18 protein-coding genes and 4 pseudogenes are annotated in these 17,140 nt (G+C 64.3%); 10 read left to right on the top strand and 12 right to left on the bottom strand.

Features of this window, described 5'->3' with window-relative positions:
* Position 1: 1 nt before the first annotated feature.
* Positions 2-544, top strand: a complete 543-nt coding sequence (locus ACWCRB_RS20400; protein WP_450997383.1) for an SUKH-4 family immunity protein — start codon at positions 2-4, stop codon at positions 542-544.
* A gap of 114 nt (positions 545-658) precedes the next feature.
* On the opposite strand, the pseudogene ACWCRB_RS20395 reads toward ACWCRB_RS20400, so the two are convergent.
* The 3 genes and pseudogenes from ACWCRB_RS20395 to ACWCRB_RS20385 all read right to left on the bottom strand — a co-directional run bounded on the left by ACWCRB_RS20395 (position 659) and on the right by ACWCRB_RS20385 (position 3,135).
* Positions 659-1,137 (bottom strand): annotated as a pseudogene (locus tag ACWCRB_RS20395) (HD domain-containing protein).
* A gap of 158 nt (positions 1,138-1,295) precedes the next feature.
* Positions 1,296-2,657: a hypothetical protein gene (locus ACWCRB_RS20390; RefSeq protein WP_450997380.1), complete on the bottom strand. Its 1,362-nt coding sequence runs from the start codon at positions 2,655-2,657 to the stop codon at positions 1,296-1,298.
* Between the two features lie 25 nt (positions 2,658-2,682).
* Positions 2,683-3,135, bottom strand: coding sequence for a hypothetical protein (locus ACWCRB_RS20385; RefSeq protein ID WP_450997379.1), 453 nt, complete (start codon positions 3,133-3,135; stop codon positions 2,683-2,685).
* Between the two features lie 63 nt (positions 3,136-3,198).
* Between ACWCRB_RS20385 and ACWCRB_RS20380 the strand changes: the two genes are divergently transcribed.
* The 3 genes from ACWCRB_RS20380 to ACWCRB_RS20370 all read left to right on the top strand — a co-directional run bounded on the left by ACWCRB_RS20380 (position 3,199) and on the right by ACWCRB_RS20370 (position 4,308).
* Positions 3,199-3,462 carry a hypothetical protein gene (locus tag ACWCRB_RS20380; protein WP_450997378.1) on the top strand — a complete coding sequence of 88 codons (264 nt, stop codon included), beginning with the start codon at positions 3,199-3,201 and terminating at the stop codon, positions 3,460-3,462.
* Positions 3,463-3,640: 178 nt separating this feature from the next.
* Positions 3,641-3,790 carry a hypothetical protein gene (locus tag ACWCRB_RS20375; RefSeq protein ID WP_235477825.1) on the top strand — a complete coding sequence of 50 codons (150 nt, stop codon included), beginning with the start codon at positions 3,641-3,643 and terminating at the stop codon, positions 3,788-3,790.
* A 92-nt stretch (positions 3,791-3,882) separates the two neighbouring features.
* Positions 3,883-4,308, top strand: coding sequence for a TIGR03668 family PPOX class F420-dependent oxidoreductase (locus tag ACWCRB_RS20370; RefSeq protein ID WP_450997377.1), 426 nt, complete (start codon positions 3,883-3,885; stop codon positions 4,306-4,308).
* 84 nt (positions 4,309-4,392) lie between these two features.
* Here the strand turns inward: ACWCRB_RS20370 and ACWCRB_RS20365 are convergent, their stop codons facing one another.
* Positions 4,393-4,758, bottom strand: a complete 366-nt coding sequence (locus ACWCRB_RS20365) for a beta/gamma crystallin domain-containing protein (RefSeq protein ID WP_450997376.1) — start codon at positions 4,756-4,758, stop codon at positions 4,393-4,395.
* A 241-nt stretch (positions 4,759-4,999) separates the two neighbouring features.
* Here ACWCRB_RS20365 and ACWCRB_RS20360 point away from each other — a divergent pair, with 241 nt between their 5' ends.
* Positions 5,000-6,421, top strand: a complete 1,422-nt coding sequence (locus ACWCRB_RS20360; RefSeq protein ID WP_450997375.1) for an ATP-binding protein — start codon at positions 5,000-5,002, stop codon at positions 6,419-6,421.
* A 7-nt stretch (positions 6,422-6,428) separates the two neighbouring features.
* Here ACWCRB_RS20360 and ACWCRB_RS20355 read toward each other — a convergent pair.
* A pseudogene (locus tag ACWCRB_RS20355) lies at positions 6,429-6,609 on the bottom strand (saccharopine dehydrogenase); the annotation flags it as partial.
* Between the two features lie 2 nt (positions 6,610-6,611).
* Here ACWCRB_RS20355 and ACWCRB_RS20350 point away from each other — a divergent pair.
* Positions 6,612-6,911, top strand: a pseudogene (locus tag ACWCRB_RS20350) (helix-turn-helix domain-containing protein); the annotation flags it as partial.
* Between the two features lie 12 nt (positions 6,912-6,923).
* Here the strand turns inward: ACWCRB_RS20350 and ACWCRB_RS20345 are convergent.
* Positions 6,924-8,345: an ATP-binding protein gene (locus tag ACWCRB_RS20345; RefSeq protein WP_450997374.1), complete on the bottom strand. Its 1,422-nt coding sequence runs from the start codon at positions 8,343-8,345 to the stop codon at positions 6,924-6,926.
* Between the two features lie 194 nt (positions 8,346-8,539).
* Here ACWCRB_RS20345 and ACWCRB_RS20340 point away from each other — a divergent pair, with 194 nt between their 5' ends.
* The 3 genes and pseudogenes from ACWCRB_RS20340 to ACWCRB_RS20330 form a co-directional block, all read left to right on the top strand.
* The gene (locus ACWCRB_RS20340; protein ID WP_450997373.1) at positions 8,540-10,246 is read left to right on the top strand and encodes a cellulase family glycosylhydrolase; all 1,707 of its coding nucleotides are present in this window, start codon (positions 8,540-8,542) and stop codon (positions 10,244-10,246) included.
* A gap of 110 nt (positions 10,247-10,356) precedes the next feature.
* On the top strand, positions 10,357-11,544 hold the full coding sequence (locus tag ACWCRB_RS20335) for a Clp protease N-terminal domain-containing protein (protein ID WP_450997372.1): 1,188 nt from the start codon (positions 10,357-10,359) through the stop codon (positions 11,542-11,544).
* 13 nt (positions 11,545-11,557) lie between these two features.
* A pseudogene (locus tag ACWCRB_RS20330) lies at positions 11,558-11,944 on the top strand (oxidoreductase); the annotation flags it as partial.
* A gap of 175 nt (positions 11,945-12,119) precedes the next feature.
* Here ACWCRB_RS20330 and ACWCRB_RS20325 read toward each other — a convergent pair.
* The 4 genes from ACWCRB_RS20325 to ACWCRB_RS20310 form a co-directional block, all read right to left on the bottom strand.
* Positions 12,120-12,272 (bottom strand): hypothetical protein, encoded by a 153-nt coding sequence (locus ACWCRB_RS20325; RefSeq protein ID WP_450997371.1) that lies wholly within the window; start codon positions 12,270-12,272, stop codon positions 12,120-12,122.
* A gap of 169 nt (positions 12,273-12,441) precedes the next feature.
* Positions 12,442-13,134, bottom strand: coding sequence for a hypothetical protein (locus ACWCRB_RS20320; RefSeq protein WP_450997370.1), 693 nt, complete (start codon positions 13,132-13,134; stop codon positions 12,442-12,444).
* A gap of 248 nt (positions 13,135-13,382) precedes the next feature.
* Positions 13,383-14,135, bottom strand: coding sequence for a hypothetical protein (locus ACWCRB_RS20315; RefSeq protein ID WP_450997369.1), 753 nt, complete (start codon positions 14,133-14,135; stop codon positions 13,383-13,385).
* A 69-nt stretch (positions 14,136-14,204) separates the two neighbouring features.
* Complete coding sequence (locus ACWCRB_RS20310; protein WP_450997368.1) at positions 14,205-14,660, bottom strand: hypothetical protein; 456 nt, start codon at positions 14,658-14,660, stop codon at positions 14,205-14,207.
* 274 nt (positions 14,661-14,934) lie between these two features.
* Between ACWCRB_RS20310 and ACWCRB_RS20305 the strand changes: the two genes are divergently transcribed.
* Entirely contained in the window at positions 14,935-15,384 is a 450-nt protein-coding gene (locus ACWCRB_RS20305; RefSeq protein ID WP_450997367.1) for a hypothetical protein, read from the top strand.
* A gap of 98 nt (positions 15,385-15,482) precedes the next feature.
* Here the strand turns inward: ACWCRB_RS20305 and ACWCRB_RS20300 are convergent, their stop codons facing one another.
* Positions 15,483-16,226, bottom strand: a complete 744-nt coding sequence (locus ACWCRB_RS20300) for a hypothetical protein (RefSeq protein ID WP_450997366.1) — start codon at positions 16,224-16,226, stop codon at positions 15,483-15,485.
* A gap of 34 nt (positions 16,227-16,260) precedes the next feature.
* Complete coding sequence (locus ACWCRB_RS20295) at positions 16,261-17,139, bottom strand: SMODS domain-containing nucleotidyltransferase (RefSeq protein WP_450997365.1); 879 nt, start codon at positions 17,137-17,139, stop codon at positions 16,261-16,263.
* Position 17,140 lies beyond the last annotated feature (1 nt).

Genomic DNA, 17,140 nt, shown 5'->3' with positions numbered 1-17,140 from the left:
GCTGACCGGAACGGGACGGTCGGAACGGCCACGATCAGAACAAGGTGTTCATCGCATGGAGAACCATCAGTATTCGGCCTCGTATGTGGGACGAGTCCAGGACCGGGTGGCTCGTGAGTTCCTCACGGCCACCGGCCTGCCCGTGGCCTCCGTCCTCTTCACCGCGGACGAGGCCGACGGCCCGGACCTCGGCGGGGCGGTGGACCGCGAGGTCGTACGGATCGGGTACGACGTGGAGGGCGAAGGGTCCTACTACGTCGACGCTGAGACCGGTGCCGTCCTGTATGTGGAGGCGTACGCGTCCACCGAATTCCATGTGAGTGCTTCACCGCAGGCTTTCGCGGAATGTCTTGAGGTGTTCGAGAGGAAGACCTCTGAGACCGCTGCCGACGCGGATCCCGACGAACTGGAAGAGATCACGAATTCACTCCGCAGCGCCATCGAGGAAATCGACCCGTCCACCCTGCGCGAGGATCCGGGATTCTGGCACTCGCTCCTCTTCGATGTGGCGAACGGCGACTACCGAGCGGACGAGGAGGAGTGAGGCAGGACGCCGACGGCACGCTACCCGCTGTCGGCGTCCAGCTGCTCCAACTGTCGTAGGAGCCACTGACGTAGCTGCCGTTGTCGACAGGACCGACCCGGAAACGGACCGAAGTCAGCCCCGCTTCTCCCCGAGCGCCGCCCGCAGCCAGTCCAGAGACCCCGTAGCCAGCACCGCGTCGGCGAGTCCAGCTTGTCGGCGTCCCGGGCGCAGATCGCCTCCGGGGACTCCTTGGCCTCGTACTCGGCGACGATCTCCCGCACCGCCGAGGCCAACACCTCGGGCATGCCCGCGACTTGGTCGGCGGTGACGGCCTGCGGGTCCGCGTCCGAGGCGTACTTCTTGCCGAGGTGGTTCACGTCGCCGGTACGGGTCTCCTGCGAGTCGTGCCACACCGCCAGAAACGCCGCCTGCGCAGGATCGGCACCTTCGAGCTTCGCGATGATCGTCGCGAGCAGCGCGGTCCGCCAGGAGTGCTCGGCCACCGACTCGGGGTCGCGTACGCCGGCCATCCACCACCCGGTGCGCCTGGTCTGCTTCAGCGTGCCCGCCTCGTACAGGAACCGCGCCACCGCGGACAGGTCCTCAGCCACCGTCGAACTCCTCTCACGCCTCGGCGAGGCGGATCGCGTACCGGGTCTTCTCCGTGTTCGCCATGTTCTTCAGCTTCCTGCCATCCAACATCACGAGCGCCCCGCCGACTGTTGTCGGCGACGCCTCCTGAACTGCCGCCGTCCGGCACGGGATCCCGTCACGACCCGAGTACGTCCATGAGGTGGTCGTCGAGGTCGGTCACCCACTCCTCCCGCCGCCACGGCCGTAGCTCGCGCCGCGCTCGCCGAAGCCGGATCGCAGGCACCCGGCCGCCCGTCGCCGTCGCCCCGCTCACACACTCGTGCAGCAGATCGGCCGCGGCCCTCGGTTCCCCGAGGCGGATGCGGGCGAGCGCCTGGTCGGTCCGGACGATCGCGCGCTGCACCTGCTCGCGCGGCGCACGGAGTGCTTCCGCCGAGTGCGCGAACCGATCCTGCGCAACCGCCGCATCGCCGACGTACAACTCGCAGACGCCTTCGAAGCCACGGAGGTACGCGGGCGTGAACGAGGCCGGGGCGGGGTCGTCGGCGTGGTCGGTCTCGACGTCGTACCACGCCAGTGCCAGCGCCCCCTGCGCCTGACGGTCCTGTCCGGCCCTGGCCGCGATCTCCGCTCGCAGGGCGTGTGCTCGTGCCCGTACGAGGACCGAGTCGCCCGACCCCGCCACCCGTACCGCGTCGTCGACGAGTTGGCGCGCGCCTTCGAGGCCCCGCGCGGAGTAGAGGGTGACCAGGGCGTGGCTCAGCTGGACGCCGGCCTGTCGCCACGGCTGGCCGAGCAGATTCGCCTCGCGGGTGGCCTCCGCGTACAGGGCGTGGGCCGCCATGTCGTCGCGGGTCTCGAAGGCCAGCCGCCCGGCGAGAGTTGTCGCGGCCACCATGACTTCCCGCAGGCGGGGGAGGAGCGGTTCGGGTGTAGGCCCGGCGACAAGGCGGCGGGCCGCCTCCACTGCGGGGGCGAGCAGGAGTTGGAGACGCACCATCGGCAGCGAGCCCACTTCGGCGTTGACGTCGGACACGACGGACGCGAGCCCGGCCACCGTCCGGTCGTCCGCCTGCGCCGGGTCTGCCAGCGCAGTGGCGAGGCCGGTTCGCAGACCCGGGGCGAGAAGTGCGAGCATGCCGCCACCGTCGTCGGTCGTAGCGCGGACGACGAGGCTGCGCAGTTCACCGATCCGGCGCTCGCTCTCCCCGAAGAGGCCGAGCGCGTACAGGTACTCGGCGAAGTCGGATCCCGCACCCAGGGGGAGGCCGCCCCCGGGGGTTCGGGCGTAGAGATGCGCCAGGAGGAACTGGTACCGCTCGTCCGGCATCGGCGCCTTCGCGGATTCCCAACGGGCCGCTGAGCGCTGGACGTTGACCACGGACGGCAGTTGGGGTTGGTGCAGGTCCTCGGCGATGCCGATCAGGGCGCGGGCGAGCCCGGCGAGCGACAGGCCGCGCCGGTGTCGCAGCGCCTTCAACGAGGCCGCCCCCGCAGCTCGGTCTGTGCCACAGTCCATGCCGTTCACGCCGTCCATCCGTCCAGAGTGCGGCAGTTGGCGTCTACACGGGCACGATCAGGCGTGGCTTCCCCTGATCGGATGTGTAGTTGATGGTCTGCCACGTCCCGGAGCCGGACTCGTCGCGGTGTGGGAAGCCGATCGTCATCGACGAGCGGTCGACCATCCACCGGTTCCGTGCGTGATACGCGGCAGATTCCAGCTCTGCGGCCCGGAGTTCGACGATCTCCTTGATCCGGTCGCGGGTACGGGCGATTGCCTGCCGGGCCTCGGGGGGCTGTTGCCCGACAGTGCCCGGCACGACGACCGTGAGGTCCGCTGCAGTGTTCTCGGCCAGCCAGACCAAGGCCAAGGAGTCGATGCCGACGGCGCCGCCGATGCAGAAGTGCGCGTCGTCGTTCGCGAACGGCCCCACATAGGCCTCGAAGATCCGGGCGTACTCCTCAGGCGTCCGGTGCCCTGTGTTGCGGCTGCCCGTGATCGTCACCGTTCGCATGATCCACTCCGTGTCATAGATTGTCGTATCCCGAACCAGCGGACCGGCTGGGATCGTCGATCCGTGGACATTGACGACCTGCGACAACTCGCTTCCCACCTGGAAGAACACCGCCTCCAGGTGGTCGTGAACGAAGCCGAACTGCGGCTGCACGTCACGAACCCCCGCAACAGCCGTCTCACCGAGGAGATTGTCGCTGTCGCCGACCGGTACGTCACCGGATTCGACTACGAGATCGGTGAGCGGGGCGCTGAAAGGGAGTGCGCCGACCGCATTGCGCGCATGCTCGCGGTGGGCGCTCCTACGGTTTCGGAGAACACGCCGTGAGCGGCGGCGGCGCGCGCCGGACGAGCGCGGCTGTGACCGACCCAGTGGCCCACAGGTATCTGTCACTGATGGAGCACTGCTCTTCGTGCGTCCCGTGCCGGGCCGACACGTCCCGAGCGTGTCCGGAAGCCGATCGATTGCGTCACGAGTGGTCGAAGGCGCGTAGGGGGAAGACCTCATGAAGAGGCTCTGCGGAAAGTGCGGCCAGCCGATCCTGAACGACGAGAAGTACACCTCGTACGACAAGTTCTCCGCTTCAGCGGGCGGCGACACGGTGCACCTGCATGTCGAGTGCCCGCCGAAGCCCCGCCTGTTGGCGCGCGGGTAAGAAGTGCTGGCGCCAAAGTTCCTCCTCCCGTCCCCTTTTCCTGGCGGAAGACGGCAGGAGCAATGGAGATCCGCGCGACTACCGTGGGACGCATGAAACTCTCGCCACCAGTTGCCCGGGAACGTTTCATCGCATCGCCCGTCGCCCGGCTGGCGACGGCCGACCGCCACGGGGTACCCCACGCGGTACCCGTGACCTTCGTCGTCCTGGACGACGTCCTGTATTTCGCCGTCGACCACAAGCCCAAAAGCACGTGGGACCTGCGCCGCTTGCGCAACATCCGGGAGAACCCGTCGGTGACGGTGCTGGTCGACCACTATGACGAGGACTGGGCACGGCTGTGGTGGGCGCGTGCCGACGGGCGCGGGGAAGTCCTGGAGGACGGCGAGGAGCGGCTCCACGCGGTGGAGTTGCTTTGCGGCAAGTACGACCGGTACGGGCAGTACAAGGACTCCCCTCCCCAGGGCCCCGTGGTCGCCGTTCGGGTCGGGCAGTGGAGCGGCTGGGCTTTCTCATAGCCCTGCCGTGGCCTGCCGTGGCCATGTCGGCCGGAGACGGCGATCGCCAGGACCGCCGTCCCGTACAGCCGGTCAGCCGGTGCTTCAGAGGATCCTGACCTTGTTGATGCTGACCCCGCCCGGATGGTTCGGCCAGGTCATGACGGTCCACTTGTTGATCCCCTGAGCGGGCTGCCAGCTTCCGTCCCCGAGCCACTGGACGCGGTTGTTGCCCGTCGAGATCCGGGTGACCCACCAGTTCGTGGAGATCAGGTCGGCCTCTCCGGCGTTGGCGTAGCACCGCATCTGCGAGTTCTCGCCGGGCCGGTGGATGGTGATCTGCAGGAAGTCGGTCCTGCTGCACGTGCCCTCGTTGATCGCGAACGCGCTCGTCGCGCCGACGGTGAGCGAGGCCGTCACCGCGACGGACGTGAGCGCGGCCAGGACCGCCTGTTTGGCGATTTGCTTCATGGGGGGTTGTCCACCTTCCAGGAGCAGAGGCGGAGCGACCCTTCGGGACGAACTCGCCTCGCGTGCCACTCCGTTGAGGCGATCTTCTTCCGCCGGCCCGGTCGCTGACCAGCCCGAGGAGGCGGAGCTGCCCGAAGATACGGGAGGTCTGCCTGGCGGGCCATCGGCTGCTGCCCGGGGGCGAGATGGTATCGACGGCGATAGTATCGCTACCGATACCATTGTCTACGGGAGTCTTCTCATGCGCCGTTTCATCGGCAGGGACCGCGAGCTGACCGTCCTCCGCACCGCCCTGCAAGCGGTCGGCGATGCCGCCGGGTCGCCGGCGCCAGGCCAGTGCATCCTCATGCGAGGCAGGCGCCGAGTAGGCAAGTCCAGCCTCGTCGAGGAGTTCCTCCGGCGTACCGAGACGCCGTATCTCTTCTTCACCGCGGCCGGCGGAACGGCGGAGGGCGAGCTGACGGAGCTGCTCGATGCCGTCGACCGGTCCACGCTCCCCGGCCGGGAACTGTTCTCGGAGGAGGCCCCCACGCAGTGGAACGCGGCCTTCAGGCTCCTCGCCGAGGTCCTGCCCGACGACCGCCCGAGCGTGGTCGTCATCGACGAGGTCCCGTATCTCATGGACCGCATCGACGCTTTCGAGGGCATGTTGCAGCGGGCGTGGGACCGGCTGCTCAGCCGCAAGCCGGTCCTGCTCCTCCTGGTCGGCTCCGACCTGTCGATGATGGAGGCGCTGAACAGCTACGACCGCCCCTTCCACCAGCGCGGGCGGGAGATGGTCGTGGGCCCGCTCAACCCCGCCGACATCGGCGAGATGCTCGACCTGGAACCGGCGGCCGCCTTCGACGCCGCCCTGATCACCGGCGGCCTACCACTGATCTGCGCGGAGTGGCGGCCCGGAGCGGACGTATGGGAGTTCCTCCGTGACTCGCTCGACAATCCCATCTCGGCACTGCTGGTCTCCGCCGAGCGCTCGCTCGCCGCGGAGTTCCCCCCACAGGCGATGAGCGGGGAAGTCCTACGGGCCATCGGCACCGGCGAGCGGACCTTCACCAACATCGCCCGCGCCGCCGGCGGCATCTCCCACACCACTCTCACCCGTGCCACCGAGCTCCTGACCGGGAAAGGGATCGTGGCAGCCGAACTGCCCCTCTCCCTACGGCCGTCGAAGGAACGCCGCTATCGGGTGGCAGACCCCTACCTGCGGTTCTGGCTCGCGTTCCTGGACCCGCACATGGCGGAGATCGAACGTGGGCGAGGGGATCTCACGCTGGGCCGGATCAAGGAACGGTGGACGAGCTGGCGGGGCCGCGCGATCGAGCCCCTGGTCCGGGAGTCCCTCGCCCGACTCCTGCCGGACGGCACCCTGCCCGCCGCCCCGGCGATCGGCGGGTACTGGACCCGCAGCAACGACGTCGAGATCGACCTCGTGGGCGCCGACCGGCAGCCGGTGGCCCGGCAGTTGCTCTTCCTCGGCTCGGTCAAGTGGCTGGAGAACTCCGTGTTCGACAGCCACGACCTGGCCGTGCTCCAGAAGCATCGCGCGGCGATCACCGACGAGCCGGTACCGCTCGTCGCGGTCTCCCGCAATGGGGTCAGTTGCTCCGGGCTCCAGGCGGCGTACGGTCCCGAGGAACTCCTCGGCGCCTGGCGCACGAGTTGACGGGCGCCTACCGAAGCACTTCGAGTGAGATGTGCGCCGACAGAGCGCCAAGGAAATCCGCCGCGTCGAACACCGCCCCCGCCGACACAACCCCCACCCCCCCGCCCCCGCCCCGCCAACACCCACCCCACCGCCTTCACAGCCAACGGCGCGCTCACCGCGTAGATGTCCCGCCCCCGCGCCACCCGCCCGCCGCGACCGCCCGCTGACCGTGGAGGACCTGGCCCGCCGGGCGAACATGAGTTCGCGCAACCTCGGCCGTCATTTCCGCACGATCACCGGCACCACCCCGCTCCAGTGGCTGCTGACCCAGCGCATCCGGCGCGCACAAGAACTGCTGGAGGCCACCGGCGACAGCGTCGACGCCATCGCCGAGGCCGTCGACATGGGCACCGCCACCACCCTGCGCCGCCACTTCAACCGCACGATCGGGGTGCCCCCGGACGCGTATCGCCGTACGTTCCGCAGCTCGCGATCCAGCGCTGGATGACGAGCCGTCCGGTCAGGGCCAGGCGTTGATCAGGTCTTCGGGGGTGAAGCCGAGAACTCCTTCGGCGGTGCAGTTGCTGCGGGCGACGGCGACGAGTGGAGTGTCGTCGTCGGCTCCGGGGAGCTGGGAGCGGTGGGTGATGAGGCGGGCGAGGTCGCGGTGGTCGAAGGGCTTGTTCTCCAGCCACTTGATGGAGCCGACGAAGGTGATCTTCTTGGCGATGGGGGAGCGGTCGGCGCCGATCAGGTCGATCTCGGGGTCGTTGGTGCGGGTCCAGTAGCCACCGATGGCGTTGGTGTCCTCGGGGAGGCGGTCGTCGGCCAGACGCCAGAGCGCTTCCCGGAGCACGGGCTCGATGGCCCGGCCGCGCCACGAGGGCCAGCTGGTGTGGATGGCATCCAGTACTCGGTCGCCGCGTCCGCGCTCGACGGCCGGGATACCGGGGCCGATGAACGAGAGCCAGAAGCGCAGATAGGGGTCGTCGATACGGTAGCGGGTCTCACGGCTCGGCCTGGTGGACAGGGGCAGCTCGGCGGCGACCATGCGGCGGCCGGTGAGGAAATCCAGGGAGCGGGTGACGGAGCCGGGGTTGAGGCCGCCGGCGGCCCGGCCGATGAGGGTGAAGGTGCGCTCGCCGTGCCCGATGGCACCAAGGACGGTACGGGCCTGCGCCTCTGTGGGGAATTCGGCGGCAATGGAGCGCTCGCCGCTGACGAGCAGGGCCGAGGTGGGCATGCGGAGAGCCTGCCGCAGGTATCCCCAGAGGTCGGTGCCGTGCGGCCACTCCTCCAGGATCAAAGGGAGCCCGCCGGAGACGAGATAGGCGTCGAAGGCATTCGCGGGAGACAGATCGAGCATGGTGGCGACGTCGTGCGGGGTGAGCGGGGGGACGACCATCTCGGTGCCGCGCTGGTAGAAGGGGCGACCGTAGGTGTTCAGCTTCTCCATCATGGCGATGTCGGAGCCGATGAGGACCAGCAGTACGGGCAACTTGGACAGGTTCCGGTCGAAGGCTTTCTGTAGGGCGCCCTCGAAGGTGGGGTCCTCGCGAACGAGGTAGGGCATCTCGTCGAGTACGACGACACTGGGCCTGTCGGTGGGCAGGGCCGTTGCGAGCAGACCGAGTGCCGCGTCCCAGGACTGAGGGGCTGCGAATTCTGCGAAACGGGCGGCTTCGGGGAGGCTGGACGCTGCCACCTCGGCAGTGAAACCTGTCAGATCTTCCTCGCGGGATCCGCCGACGGCCGTGAAGAAGACATGCGGCATCTCCGCGCGCTCAAGGAACTCCTCGACCAGCCGGGACTTGCCCACGCGGCGCCGCCCGCGGATCAGCACCGCCCGCCCTGGCCGTCCGCTGCGCCCGCCGGCTTGGACGGCGTGCGTCAGGGCGTCCAGCTGCGCGAGCTCGGTTCGGCGTCCGATGAACCCGTTCACGACGTACGACCTCGCATGGTTGGCTCCGTGCTGGGAGCGTTTCGGCAATGAAACTTTCTTTCATGCAAGTATAGGTCCAGGGTTCCTGCGTGTGCGCGACGCCTTGACGTGCCCCTGCCGCAGTGGGTTTATGGGAGCGCTCCCACGTTTCCGCTGATGCTGAAGTTTCTTGGCGCTCACTTTCTGGAGTCGCAGTGAGAACAACGAGAAGCACCACGAGAAGCACCACGAGAAGCACCACGCGAAAGAGCCCCTTAGCCGTCCTGCTGACCGCACTGGTCACCCTCCTCGGTCTCCTGGCGCTCGCCCCAACTCCCGCCCAGGCGCAGGCACATGAGGTGGTCGAGCCGCCCCCCACCACCCAGGCCACCGGCATTCACATCTCCAACGGCCGTCTCCTCGAAGGCAACGGCAACGATTTCGTGATGCGGGGCGTCAACCACGCCCACACCTGGTACCCGAACCAGACCCAATCCCTCAGGGACGTCAAGGCGTTGGGCGCCAACACCGTCCGCGTCGTCCTCGCCGACGGCCACCGCTGGACCGCGAACACCGCCGCCGACGTGGCCGCCGTCGTCGCCCAGTGCAAGGCCAACCGGCTGATCTGCGTACTGGAGGTGCACGACACCACCGGCTACGGCGAGGACGCCGCCGCCGGCACGCTCGACCAGGCGGCCGACTACTGGATCGGCCTCAAGAGCGTGCTCGCGGGCCAGGAGAACTACGTCGTCATCAACATCGGCAACGAGCCCTGGGGCAACACCGATCCGGCGGGCTGGACCGCCCCCACCATCGCCGCCGTACAGAAACTCCGCGCCGCCGGCTTCGAGCACACGATCATGGTGGACGCGCCCAACTGGGGCCAGGACTGGCAGGGCGTCATGCGTGCCAACGCCCAGTCCGTGTACAACGCGGACACCACCGGCAACCTGATCTTCTCGATCCACATGTACAGCGTCTTCGACACGGCGGCAGAGATCACCGACTACCTCAACGCCTTCGTCACGGCAGAACTCCCCATCCTGATAGGCGAGTTCGGCGGCCCCGCCGACCAGTGGGGCGACCCGGACGAGGACACGATGATGGCCACGGCCGAGCAACTCGACCTCGGCTATCTGGCCTGGTCCTGGAGCGGCAACACGGACCCGATCCTCGACCTGTCGATCGGCTTCGCCCCGACGCAGCTCAGCTCCTGGGGCCAGCGCATCTTCAACGGCGCCAACGGCATCGCCCAGACGTCCGAAGAGGCCACGATCTACGCCGGTACCGGCACCGACACCCAGGCCCCGACCGCCCCCGGCACCCCGGCCGCCTCCGCGACCACCGCCACCTCGACCACCCTGACCTGGGCCGCCTCGACGGACAACGTCGGCGTCGCCGGCTACGACGTCGTACGGGTGAGCAGCGGCGGTACGGAGACCACGGTCGCCGCCTCCACCACCGGCACCGTCACGGTCACCGGCCTCACCGCGGCCACGGCGTACACCTTCGCCGTGTACGCCCGTGACGCGGCCGGCAACCGTTCGTCCCGCTCGGCGACGGTGAACGTCACCACGTCCCAGGGTGGCGGCACCCCCGGAGTCAGCTGCTCGGTCGCCTACCGAGTGGTCGGCGAGTGGCAGGGCGGCTTCCAGGGCGACATCACCCTCCGCAACACGGGCACGGCCACCCTCACCAACTGGACCCTGGGCTTCTCCTTCGCCAACGGCCAGACCATCAGCAACATGTGGGGCGGCACGCCCACCCAGACGGGCGCCGCCGTGAGCGTCGTACCCGCCTCCTACACAGCCACGATCCCGGCGGCGGGCTCGGTCACCGTCGGCTTCATCGGGGTGAAGGGGACGACGAACGCGGCGCCGACCGCCTTCACGGTCAACGGCACTGCCTGCACGACCAGTTGATCCGCGTCGGCGACTCGGGGGCGGCGTTCCGTGGTTTCGGGACGCCGCCCCCGTACTCCCTCACTCGAGCCCGTTCCCTATCCACAGATGGAGAAGGAGATCCACCCCTGGTGCGACGCGATCTCCACCCGCCGTCGGGGAGGCTGGACGCCATGACCGGCAAGAAGCGGGAAGGCAGCATGGAAGCGATCGTGGAAGCACTCATCGAGCCCGACTGGAAGACCGTAGGCATCCTGGGGGCCGCCCGGGGCGGCGCGCTCGCGACCGACGGCGCGGCCATCGGCACCGAGCACCTTCTCGCCGCCATCACCACGACCAAAGGGCCCGCGCGCGAAGCACTCGCCGCCGAAGGGGCCACCCAGACCGTGCTGTTGGCGGTGATACGGGACCGGATGGGCCGGGACGACGCGTGGCGCGGCGCCGACGACGCCGAGGGAAGCGTCGCCGCGCAGGACGTGCTCGGGGAGGACGGGGGCCGGCGCGACCGCTTCACGGGCGCCGCGGCCGGAGCGTTGACGGCGGCGATGGGTCAGGCACGACGAGAAGGCGCGTCGAAGTTCGGCGCGGTCCATCTGCTGCGGGCGTTGCTGGAGGAGGACAGCCGTACGGAGGACAGCAATGTGGAGGACAGCCGGGTGGAGGGCAACCGCGCGGTCGAGTTGCTGGGCGTCTGCGGGATCTCACCGCAAGCCGTACGGGACCGCCTCGACGGAGGCACCGGTGGCACGGTCGGTGAGGCGGACGGCCTCGCACCCCATCTGCACGCCACCCGCGACGTACTTCTCGGTCGTGACCAGTACCGTCATCTGCCCTTCTGGAAGCGCTGGCTGGTCAAGAGCGCCGGGATCAACCTGGCGTCCAAGCCCGCCTGGTGGACCGGGATGGAGACCTACGAGCAGGCGCGTCGCCTCGGCGACAGGACGGTCGGCACCGAGCACGTCCTGCTGGCGATCCTCGCCACCCACGAGGTCGCGCTCCGGTACCCGCACCTGGCGGCGGAGAACGCTCCCGCTCCCGACACCCGGTACGCGGGCGGCGAGCGGCTGGCCGGCCTGGGCATCGACTACGCCTCGGTGCACAGTGCGCTGACCGGCGATCACGTCCTTCTGACGGCCGACGCCCGCCCCGTCGAGCAGTACCTCGAAGAGGCCGCGGGCCCGAGTGCGGTGAGTACGGCCGACTCCGGCGGCGAATCGCCGGTCGACCCGGGCACGGGCCCGCTGGTCGAGCTCCTCCTGAGCGAGGAGACACGCGCCCGGCAACTGGTCGACGCGCTGACCGCCACTCCCGGCGACTGACAGACGAGCGCAGGAAGGCGCCTCCACGCTGCTCGCCAGACAGCGCCACCGCCGTACGGCGCTCGCCCCGTACGTCCGCGTCTGGGGATACGTCCAGGACGCGGCCGTCGGCTACGGCTACCGTCCCCTCCGCGCCTGCCTCTGGCTGCTGGACCTGCTCGTCTGCGGCGCGCTGTACTTCGGCCCGTATCCTCCGGCACCGCTCGAAGCGGGCAAGACACCACAGTTCAACGCCGTCTTCTACACCCTCGACCTGCTGGTCCCGATCATCACCTTCGGCCAGGAATCCGCCTTCGCTCCCCGGGACACCGGCCAATGGCTGGCCTGCACACTGATCGCGTCGGGCTGGATCCTGGCCACGACGGTCACGGCAGGAATTTCCCGCGCGATCAGCCGCCAGTTGCAGGCCTGGCACTCCCCAGGCCCCCGACAGCCCAAAGGCCCTCCCGTCTGCCGGACGGAAGGGCCCTTGACCTGCGATTTTCCCTGTGCGCCTCCGTGACTCCCTTTCGAACCCCAGTAAGCCCCTGGTTCGGCTACTCAAAGCGCTGGGGGATGCCGGTGTGGTGGCGTTGTCACAACAGGTAGAGCCCGCGCCGACCGATCCGGCTGTAGCGACGGACATCCGCGAGTGTCGGATGTTGTCGCCGGACGAAGTGACAGGACTGGTCGAGGCATACCGGCATGGAGCCGAAATGAACGAACTGGCTCGTCAGTATGGCGTCCATCGCCATACGGTAGACCGGCATCTCGAGCGCGCAGGCGTCGCCAAGCGTCCCATGGTCAAGATGACACCCGGTAGGATTGCACGAGCACGCGAGCTCCAGGCGCAGGGATGGAGTTTGGTGCGTGTTGGTCGGGAACTTGGAGTGAGTGCGAGTACGGTTGGGAAAGCGCTTAAGAAGTGAAGTAGTGAGAACTCTTTCTTAAAGGCAGCCCAGCCAGTGAGATGCATGATTCTTCGAGGGCTTCAAAAAATGCACGCATATAAAATGCACCTTCTTTGCCTATCTTGGAGTGCGGGTGTTTAAGTTTCATAATAAACCCCGCCTGTCGACTGTCGCTATCCCAACAATCATGTAACATTTGCCATATGTAGACGAATTCGGTATGTGTTTCAGAATCTAAAGATTGACCGTGCAGTTGAAGTACGTCTTGCACTGTCTTGGCTGCTTTTATGAGCTTCTCGTGGAGTATCTCTGCTTCATTCCGTTCGAGCTGAGCAAGTCGGGAATCGGTGAGGGCGGAGAGATACTCAACTTCAATTTTTCTCACTTCCCACACAAACTCCCAATACCTGCCGTTTCTGTCTATTGATCGAGAGAGTTTACTTAATCTCTCGTCATTCATAATATCCGTATTGTCTTTGCCGAAGTAGAGATACCGAGCTGCGCCGACTAAGTGGCGTATTTCCTGCTCTACTTTGTCGTAGGCCATGACCGCTGATGTTGATTTAAGCGCGTTTTGGCGCCGGTCTTGGAGAGTTTCAATTAACAGAGTAGTGACGACAATTATAGCCGTACTCGCGCTCAAGTTGATCAGAAAACCACTTAAGATATTATCCGCTTCAACGATACTGCGACCAGTCACGAATAAGACCGCAGTCGTCGCAGCTCCACCAAGGAGCACGGTTCTTTTTGAGTGAAGGGCGATTGAATCTAGTGTACGTTGTATGAAATCTCTTCTCTGTAGAGGGGAGAATGATAATCGAACTCTCCATTGCCGGAGTTTTCTCTGCATTGTTTTCTTCTGCCTCATATTCGCTACTCAGTATATCGCAATCTTGTCTCTTTCAGAGCTTAGTATGATGTACGTGTAAAGATATGCCCGCTGGTTGCCTATCTGCGCGAGTTCAGTTCGTCGCACTGTTTCTGGACTCGGGCGACGCTCTCTTCGATAATTTCCTTGCCACCGCCGTGCCAGTAGGTTTCATACTCTTTTAGCCAAAGATGCGCCAGCGCTCGTCTAGTGATTTCGTGTAGATCTTCAAAGGTCAGATAGACCGGCCATGTGGTCGGTGGATTACCCTTGCCTCGCTCGCAATGTCGAGGCATATGTCTTTCATCAGCCAGAGGCTGGTAGGTCGCTGCATGACTATCATCGTTGCGCATTTCAAGTAAGAAGTTGACTCGCGCGTCGAGCCGTCGATTGGCGTCGGACTGCCAGAGATGGGACGGTAGCGGAATTTTACCGAGGAGTGTACGTCGACCGTCCTCGTCGAGATTCTCCCTGTAGAAAGCGCGTATCTGACGACCCATGCCATACTTATCGTTGTACTCGTTGAATAACTCATCAAGCAAGATGCCTACATCCTCTGACGTCAAGGCGTTTGCGAGTTGCTCTTTAGCACCCTTACCTTTCAGGAACTGCTCGAGACTCTTATGCTTGTCGGTCTGCATTGCGCACTGCACAGCAGAGAAGATTTTCCCTATATCTCGCGTACGACGGGACGCATCCAAATATTGAGAACTCTTAAAGAAGTTCGCCATGCGTCCGCTGGGCAAGCTGAAGTATAGAAAATCGTGCTTGTCGAACACTTCGGGAAACTGGGCTGTTATGTTTTGTCCGGTGACATCAGGGTGTGTCCACATGTTGACATATCTCCATTTACTACAACCAGTATAGTTTTTTTGACAGTAAAAGGAAAGCATGGCGACAGCTCAACTCTCTTGTTTAGTAGCAGTAAGCTCAATTAATGCGCGGATGAGTAGTTTCATATTCACCTCCGGCCTCGCCACCACCGCAATCGTGTAGCGTTTTCCATCCAACGCATCCATGCGTGCCGGCGATGGATTGCGGCGTCGAATCGGTGTGCTTAACACCGAATTCCACTCCGAACGTGGAATATCAAGCTCCTCAGAAATCTGCCGAAAGACGCGCTGTATCAGTCGGGCGTGCTTGCCGGCTTGGTGGACAAGCGCAGGCTTCACGACGGCAAGATTTCTAATGTGGGTGGTGAGCTCAGCTCTAGTCGGCTGCTTAGACGGCTGATAGAACTCATGGAGTTGCCATTGTTCATGAAGCGAGAGAACTGCGTACAACTTAGGGAAGTCCAGCCACGCAAGCCGCAAGAAAACATAGCGTTTGTAATGCTCTCCTGGGCTGACTCGTGGCATCCGGCGTTTCTCCGCTTACCTAAATTAAGCATGCGCTCTTGTTGCGTCTTTTGCAACAAGTCCGGTACATAGCTGGTCTCGCCATCAGGGGTCGGCTATTTGACAAATCATGTACCGGATGGCAAAGACCCTAACCAGATTCGAACCCCGCAATAGAGGTCACGCCGTTATGCTTCGTAGCTTTGTGGCACATACAACAACGAATATCCAACACAAAAGATCGCCGCACTGCTGCGACGACCTCTGTTTTGGTAATGAAAATCATTATCTCTTGGTGCGCCTCCGTGACTCGCTTTCGAACCCTGGGAAGCCACTTGCGCGCCTGTTCAAGGCACTGGAAGGCGCTGGTCAAGTGGAGGTTCCGCAGGTAAGGCCGATTGTGGTGGATCCTGCGGTAGCGACTGAGATCCGCGAGTGCCGGATGCTGTCGCCCGACGAAGTAGCCGAGTTGGTGGAGGCATACCGGCACGGTGCCACCGAGCAGGCGCTCGCGCGGAAGTATGGAGTCCACCGCCACACGGTGGATCGGCACCTGGAACGTGCGGGTGTTGCGAAGCGCCCGTTGACCAAGATGACACCAGCGAAGGTGGAGCAAGCCACGGAGCTTTACGGGCAGGGGCTGAGCACGAACCAGATCGGGAAGCAGTTCGGTATCAGCGGCAGCACGGTATGGAAGGCACTCAAGCGGGCGGGGGTGAGGATGCGCCCGCCGGTGGCGAAGTGAGGTGCACCCCCCTAGCGAAGAACACCTCGTGTCCGCTGGTCGGGCGCGGGGTGTTCTTCATTTCTGGACTACACGCTTCTACGACTCAGTCAGGCGCATCATATACTTGGCCTGGATTGAATTCTTGCGAGAATCTTCCCAAGCTCAGCCAAGGACTCGTTGGTGAGCAGTGAAGGATTCGCCTCAAGTATCAATCTGACATTTTCCGCGATTTGCTGACGCGTGGGATTTTCGGCGGTGCTCAACTCCAGGGAGTCACCCTCATCCTCGATCCGAGCGCTACGCAAAATTCTCATCTGTTCATCGCTGAATAGCCTAGCCATCAGGGCTGCGGCAAAGCGTGCCGATGCTTCTTCGCTACTCATGCTCACTTGATCTTCTTCGAGTTTCGCAATCACTTCTTGTGAGGAATCCGAGGATTTGGATTCAATCAAGGTGGCTGACTCGGAAGGTGTGTCCGGGCTGTCAGTCTTACGAGTCCGGGCAAATCTGTTGCGCGTCGACTTTATGAACGGGAGGGCCTGAGCGTTCCACAAGTTCTTAAGGCGTGGTGCAGTCCACTCCGCAAATTTGATGAGAATAATCAGAGCTTCGACTATCTCCTCGGGGTCCAAGCGCTCCCGTGTTTGGGAATCCGACTCGCAGTCGCACTTGTTCGTATTGCAGAAGAGCGGCGGCGGTTCCGTTGGCGGGTCTTCCTCGTTCTCATCGTCAGGAATGAATTTAGCGTGCCCGACGAGGTTCTTTTGGTCATCGTACAGATTATGATGGAGGCCACCATCTTTTGAATGGCCAGGAGTCAGATCGTCAGGATACTCAAAACGACCTTTAACACTAGCCATTTATGACCCTCTCTTCATCTGGTCATCGAAAAATTCATCCGTACGTCGGAAAATCATTGCCCAGGATGATCCGCCAAAGACGGATGGCTTCACGGTAGTCGCCTCGATCCTCCGCCGCCAGGGCAAGGTCCGCCCTGTCCCGCGCACTCTTGAGACTGTCGTTTACGGCGTCCTTACTCGCCCAGTTCAAGTAGGTGGAAAGGTCACCGCTAAATCCAGCAGGGTCCTGCACTGAAAGGTTGTAGAGATTGTAGTCGAAGAACAACCGCAACGCTTTGCGCGAATTACTGCCCAGAGTTCCGTACGTTCGCGCAACCAGCATCTCAAGGTGGAAGGATGAAAGATGCGAACTGTGTGCCTTGTTCCACTTCTTGGCGAACCGGATGATCTTCTTGAGGTCACCGTCCAAGGCGTTGTTACGCTCGTTGAGATATGTCTCATGCTTGTTGGGATTGGTAGTCAACCAGTTGCCCGCGCCATCAGGGATGCCGTAATCGCCACTCGTGTATTTCTCGACCGGCGCCACGTCCACGCTCAGGCCGTCGGCGTAGAAGAACCGCACAGCCTGGCCGCGAGCACCAATCTTACGTACGGGCGAGTTTTCGTTAAGAACCTTCCGAACCCGATATAGAAACTCGGAGGAATTATCCCGGTATTTTCGGTTCCACAAGTCCTGGTCGACATGCAGATGCACCATGAGGTCAATGTCATCGACAGGATTGCAAGCAGTGTTCCGCCCGAGTGAGCCGATGATCTTATGGGATTGGTAGCGGATGTCGTTCCCGGCAGGGAACGCCGCCTTGATGACGTTCACGACGATGTCTCGGCGCTCGTAGACCTTGGTCCAGGTGGCAGGCGAGGGCTTTACCTTGGTGTCGAACTCGTTGAACGCAGCCACGATGGTCGTTGCCATT

This window comes from Streptomyces sp. NPDC002156 (genome assembly GCF_053593675.1).
This window is presented reverse-complemented; position numbering and strand designations above follow the sequence as displayed.